Annotated in this window: 6 protein-coding genes; 1 reads left to right on the top strand and 5 read right to left on the bottom strand. The window is 26.0% G+C overall.

Translation table 11 applies throughout. From position 1 onward, the window contains the following. Positions 1-96 precede the first annotated feature (96 nt). The 4 genes from KGF48_RS13820 to KGF48_RS13835 all read right to left on the bottom strand — a co-directional run bounded on the left by KGF48_RS13820 (position 97) and on the right by KGF48_RS13835 (position 2795). Entirely contained in the window at positions 97-861 is a 765-nt protein-coding gene (locus KGF48_RS13820; protein WP_227829744.1) for an ABC transporter permease, read from the bottom strand. Beyond that, positions 855-1580 carry an ABC transporter ATP-binding protein gene (locus KGF48_RS13825; protein WP_227829745.1) on the bottom strand — a complete coding sequence of 242 codons (726 nt, stop codon included), beginning with the start codon at positions 1578-1580 and terminating at the stop codon, positions 855-857. Before KGF48_RS13825 ends, KGF48_RS13820 begins: the two co-directional genes overlap by 7 nt. Position 1581: 1 nt before the next feature. Further along, complete coding sequence (locus KGF48_RS13830) at positions 1582-1950, bottom strand: GntR family transcriptional regulator (protein WP_227829746.1); 369 nt, start codon at positions 1948-1950, stop codon at positions 1582-1584. 392 nt (positions 1951-2342) lie between these two features. Then, entirely contained in the window at positions 2343-2795 is a 453-nt protein-coding gene (locus tag KGF48_RS13835) for a DUF6194 family protein (protein WP_227841390.1), read from the bottom strand. Between the two features lie 109 nt (positions 2796-2904). Between KGF48_RS13835 and KGF48_RS13840 the strand changes: the two genes are divergently transcribed. After that, the gene (locus KGF48_RS13840) at positions 2905-3864 is read left to right on the top strand and encodes a helix-turn-helix transcriptional regulator (RefSeq protein WP_227841389.1); all 960 of its coding nucleotides are present in this window, start codon (positions 2905-2907) and stop codon (positions 3862-3864) included. 191 nt (positions 3865-4055) lie between these two features. On the opposite strand, the gene KGF48_RS13845 is transcribed toward KGF48_RS13840, so the two are convergent. Beyond that, positions 4056-5600, bottom strand: coding sequence for a bifunctional diguanylate cyclase/phosphodiesterase (locus KGF48_RS13845; protein ID WP_227841388.1), 1545 nt, complete (start codon positions 5598-5600; stop codon positions 4056-4058). Positions 5601-6000 lie beyond the last annotated feature (400 nt).

The following is a 6000-nucleotide window of genomic DNA, read 5'->3' on the forward strand; positions in this document are numbered from 1 at the left end:
TATTTCTGTTTACATAATACTCAATTGGTTACTTATTAAAGTAAACAAGAGCCATCTTTTAGGGTAACTCTAAAAGATGGCTCTTTATAAAAATATCTATTCTAAATTTAAATTTCTATCTAGTATATATTTTGTAGCAATAAATAATATTACTAAAAGTATAATACTACCAAGTATAGCAAACATAAAATGAGAGCTTTGATATAAATGATAAATCATATTAGTATTTTCTCTTGGTAAAAATCTTTCAATTGTATTACCAACAGTTGATATTATCATATTTATAATTATAAAAGAAACAAATGCGGATACATTTCTATGTTTATTAAATCTTGGTAATTGCCCCATTGAAATTGCTGTGTATAGCAATAAAATGAATGAAGTATATGAAATAAGCATTGTTAATAATAACAAGAAAATATCTAAAAAGTTTTCAAATCCCAATTTAAAAACATTATTAAAAAAATCTAAAATCTCAGCAAATTCAATTCCAGAAGCACTAAAAAACATTAGTACTGAAAATGTAACTACTGCAACTATAAAACTAAGTACCGCATATATAAGTGCTGTTATACATTTGGATAATATAAGCGAACTAGTACTAACAGGAAGAGTAAACATTAAATATCCTTCATCTCCCAAAAGATTTTTTCTAAATCTTTGAATTGTAACTACAATAGTTAAAACACCTAGTGCCATAAAAAGACTTGTAAGAACAAGTATTCCTATTCCTTGTATTTGGAATATATCAATCTTCATAAATATTCCATTTAATATAGCCACTACTATTATAGCTATATATAATGGTATAAACGTTCTTCCACTTGCCTTTAACTCATATTTTAATAGTTTTCCTAACATTTGAATTCCTCCCTAAATAATGCATCTATAGATTTACCTTTTTCCTCTCTTATTGCTTCAACATCTCCTTGTAATACTATCTCACCTTTAGATATAAATATTACTTCATCACATATATTCTCTATCTCACTTATTAAATGAGTTGCAATCAACAAAGTACTATCCTCAGAATAGTTTTTTAGTATAGTCTTAAGTATATATGACCTTGCAGCTGGGTCAACACCTCCAATAGGTTCATCTAAAATGTATATATTTGCTTTTCTTGACATGACTAGAATAAGTTGTACTTTTTCTTTAGTTCCTTTAGACATTGTTTTTAATTTTTCATTTACATCAATATCTAAACTCTTAATCATTTCATTTGCTCTTCTAACATCAAAATCACTATAAAAATCATAGAAAAATTTAAGTAAGTCTGATACCTTCATCCAGTCGTTTAAATAAGTTCTTTCTGGTAAGTATGATACTATTTTTTTTGTTTCTATAGATGGCTTCATTCCATTTATCATAATTTCACCATCATCAGGTTGTAACAATCCATTCATCAATTTAATCATTGTACTTTTACCACTTCCATTAGGACCTAACAAGCCAACTATTTTTCCTTTTGGTATATTCAATTCAACATTCTTTAAAACTTTTTTAGTTCCATAGCTTTTATTTACACCTTTAAATTCAACTATGTCATTTTGAGAAACATTATTTATATTTTTATCCATTTTATAATTCCCCTTTCAAATTTTCTGTTATAAGTTTTAACATTTCATCTTTGTCATATCCAAGTTTTACTAAAGTTTCTTTTAACGTATTTATTTCAACATTGGCTATTTCCTCTTTCATAGCTTTTATTTTTTCCTTATCATCTGTTACAAATCTTCCTTTTGTTCTTTGGCTATAAACTAATCCTTGTCTTTCCAGTTCTGTTAAAGCTTTTTGCATTGTATTTGGATTAACTTCAGCATCCTCTGCAAGTGCTCTTACTGTTTCTAATTTAGAACCTATTTTTATTTCCCCTGAAACTATTTTTAACTTTAGATGTTCTACTAATTGTATATATATAGGTTTGTTATTATCAAGTTCCCATTCCATATTCATGCCTCCTTATTGTGTTATTATATCATTGTATTAATAACCTAATACAATAATATAATAACACAGCTCATATGTCAACTATTTTTAGATAAAATTATAAATATCTACAAGCTTTTTCATTTAAATATAGTTTTTATAAAAAATAGCATTTTAAAACCTATTATTAAATCTCAAAATCTTCAGGTCTGAATAGGTATAATACAAGAAATTTCCTTAATCACTATGTTTTTTGATATTTCATTTGGTATTTATTTTTCTCTTGTCTGGTTTAGAGATTTTCATTCAAGGCTACCAAATTTTATGTGAATCTATAAGAATATATGAAGTGAAAAAATAGAATTGTATTTTCAGGTCTTGGTAGCCTTTATTATAATTATGTTCACATACTATTACTTTTTTATCCTTTTAGCAAATTTTTCCTTAGCAAAATCGTATGACTCTTGTATCATTACTTTTAATTCTTTAAATGTTTTTTCTGAAGGATTTAAGACACACACCCATCCCATCCATGCGTAAACAGGATGAGGCATAATTGTATCCATTTTTTTAAAATCAAAATCCATTTTCACAATTTGCCCAGCCTCTGGACGCTTTGGAATATAATCGAACATTTTAATAAATGTTTCCTTTTTCAAACATACATTCACACGATAAACATTACTTCGGTTGAGTGATGAACTTTTGTCATTTTCACCATCTTTTTCTTTGATAGTAAGAACATATACTCCTTTCTTTAAAATACCATTAGGATTATAAAATATACCTCTTTCCCCCCAATTGTCTGTTAAAACAACATCATCTAAATTTGATACACAGTAATTGAATATATCCTCAGCTTTCATATTAAATATCTTATCCTTTCTGTAATATTTATATTGCTTTCAACATGATAATATCCTATCATATAATAGTGACAATAATTGTCACTATTATAAAAAAAGGAGTAGAAAAATGTCAAAGGCTGAGCGCTTAATTGAATTGATAATAACTATAAATGCAAAAAGAAATTTTACCTTGAGAGAATTGTCTGAAGAATTTTGTGTATCAAAACGAACGATACTTAGGGATTTACAAGCTTTAGAAAGCATGGGATTCCCTCTATATTCAGAAACAGGAGCAACAGGTGGTTATCATATGTTAAAAGAACGTATACTACCACCAATTACCTTTTCAGAAAGTGAAGCAAAAGCAATATTTTTTGCCTATCAATCATTAGCTTTTTATCGTGATTTGCCATTTGAACAAGAGAAAGTCTCTGTATTAAAGAAGTTTTTAAATTGTCTACCAGCAGATGTACAACATAATATTACTCAAATACAAAATAAAATTGTATTCTGGACACCAGATAAACATTGCTCTTCTCCCTTATTGAAAGAACTATTTAACATAATTACAAATAATTCTGCTCTTACAGTTCAATATTCATCAAATAAAAACCAAAGTATCCGAACTATTATCCCTGTTGGTTTATATGCAATGAATGGTCTTTGGTACTGTCCAGCGTATTGCTTAAAGTCAAAATCTATCCGTGAATTTCGTGTAGACAGAATTGAAAAGATTGTAAATATAGAAAATATAACAAGTTCAAAATACAGTATTCCAAATTCAATACATGAATATCTTGAAAATTTAGAAGTTGCTAAAGATTATCATATTAAAATTCAACTAACAGATATAGGAGTAAAACGCTGTGAGACAGAATTTCTATTAGCAAAAGGATTGACTATTTTTCCTAATGGCGGCTACATAGATATGTATATCTCAAAAACAACACTAAACTGGGTAGCTGAATATTTCTTGTCATTTGGAAAAGAGGCCACAGTACTAGAACCAGTTGAGCTTAAAACATTGATAAAATCAAAAGTTCAAGAGTTATACAATCATTACTGCAAAATAAATACTGGAATGTAATTTCAATAGATGACACCAATAGATACTACATTCTAGTATTTTAGTTAATCTATATGAGGTAAGACTATATTTATATTTGTTAATGTTTACATATTTCAATAAATAGATGTATAAAAATCCACATAAAAAATGAACACTAGATTAGAGTTCATTTTTAATATAACTTATTCATTTTTTATAAAGTAAATTAATTATTCTTTTGCTGAAGTGTATGCAATCAATTTTTCAAATTCTTCAATTGGCATTGGTTTTCCAAATAGATATCCTTGTGCCATATCACATTTGACTTCCTTCAATAGTTTAAACTGTGCTTCTGTCTCTACACCTTCAGATATTACTTTCATCCCCAATTCCTTTGCCATCTCTACAACTTTAGTAACAATTATTTTACTTCTCTTACTATTATATGTTTCCATGATAAATTTTTGGTCAAGTTTTAAGATATCCATAGGAATTTCTTTTAACATATTTAATGATGAATACCCTGAACCAAAATCATCCATAGATATTAAAAAGCCTATCTCTTTTAAATTATTCATTATATCAATTAAAATATCAAAATTATCAAATATAATACTCTCAGTTAATTCAAGTTCTATATATTTTGCAGGTATATTGTACTTATCAATTATATTTTTATAGGTTTCTATAAAATTATTGCAATATAAATGGATTCTTGAGACATTAACTGAAATAGTTACTGGGTTTATACCTGCATCAATCCATTTTCTAAGCTGTATACAAACTTCTTCTAGTACATATAAATCTAAATTTATTATAAAACCATTTTTCTCAAAAAATGGTATAAACTCACTTGGAGGAATTAATCCCTTATCACGATTTTTCCATCGTACAAGTGCTTCCGAACCTTGTATTTCTCCTGTATTTAGTTCTATTTTAGGTTGCAAATACACTATGAACTCTTTATTTTCTAAGCTTGAGAACATTGTATTTTCCATCTCTTTTTCTTTTATTTCTTGATCATGAATCTTGTTATCATAAAATGCATATGAACTTTTATGTCCTCCTTTTGCCATTTTATGAGGTATATTAGCTCTATCTATTATTGGGTTGATATCTTTATCTTCTGGAAGTATAAAGTATATTCCACAGCTTAAAACTAATTTATATTTTTCTTCCTGATTATTATTAAATAAATCCAATTCTTTAAATATACATTCTAATCTATTTATTATATCTTCTTCTTCTCTATATTTCATAATTATTGTGAAATTATCAGCAGATATCCTTGCAAATATTTCTTCTTCAAATATATTATGTTTAATAATATTTGTTAAACTACATAAAATTTTATTTCCCACTTCATATCCGAACAAATCATTTATATACTTAAATTTATCAATATCTATATATAATAACGCATATTTCTCTTGAGTGTTTTTGCTTAATATTTTTTTAGCATCAATTACAAATTTATCCATAGTACTTGCTCCTGTAAGACCATCTGTATACACTATATTTTGTAATTTAACTCTTAAACTTAATTTATCATATACTATATAAAAAATAAGTACTAGACATATTATCGTCATAGTAAATATTATCTGCAATGCATAGTAGCTAATAAATTGTTTATTAAATAAGTTGAATTCAAAGTTATTTATGGAGTTATTTTTATAAAGCTTATGTAAAGAATAGACTGGTGTTGTATATTTAACTTGTAAAATTATACAAATAAATAAAAAAACCATTAATTTTTTTTGTAATTTCCTCATAAAAATTTCCTCCCATTAAAGCACCTCTATTTGATTATAAACCACTAGCAAATAAACACATTCCAAAAGTTTCCATTTCTTGTAAAATGGATAGTTTTTAGTAAAAATCAATATAATTATAATATAAAAATAAAACTTTTCAGAAAATTCATATAAAAAGATGTACTTTTTATCAATAATTATATGCCAAAATAATCCAATTTATTTTCTATTATACCGATATGAAATGTATAAATCAATAGGAAAGACAACTAATATAACATATTCTATATATATAGTATAGCAAAATTTTACAAATTTTAAAGTAAATATAAACTATCCATTTTACAAGAAATGACTACTTTTTATTAAAATGCAGTATTTGCAACATATTTACCTTTAAAATTCTATTCTATTTTTC

The organism is Clostridioides sp. ZZV15-6388 (assembly GCF_020657755.1).
Lineage (GTDB): Bacteria > Bacillota > Clostridia > Peptostreptococcales > Peptostreptococcaceae > Clostridioides.

What these genes read in the sequence shown, in the direction of transcription:
- KGF48_RS13820 (WP_227829744.1), bottom strand. Translation starts at nt 861, where the DNA reads ATGTTAGGAAAACTATTAAAATATGAGTTAAAGGCAAGTGGAAGAACG.
- KGF48_RS13825 (WP_227829745.1), bottom strand. Translation starts at nt 1,580, where the DNA reads ATGGATAAAAATATAAATAATGTTTCTCAAAATGACATAGTTGAATTT.
- KGF48_RS13830 (WP_227829746.1), bottom strand. Translation starts at nt 1,950, where the DNA reads ATGGAATGGGAACTTGATAATAACAAACCTATATATATACAATTAGTA.
- KGF48_RS13835 (WP_227841390.1), bottom strand. Translation starts at nt 2,795, where the DNA reads ATGAAAGCTGAGGATATATTCAATTACTGTGTATCAAATTTAGATGAT.
- KGF48_RS13840 (WP_227841389.1), top strand. Translation starts at nt 2,905, where the DNA reads ATGTCAAAGGCTGAGCGCTTAATTGAATTGATAATAACTATAAATGCA.
- KGF48_RS13845 (WP_227841388.1), bottom strand. Translation starts at nt 5,600, where the DNA reads ATGAGGAAATTACAAAAAAAATTAATGGTTTTTTTATTTATTTGTATA.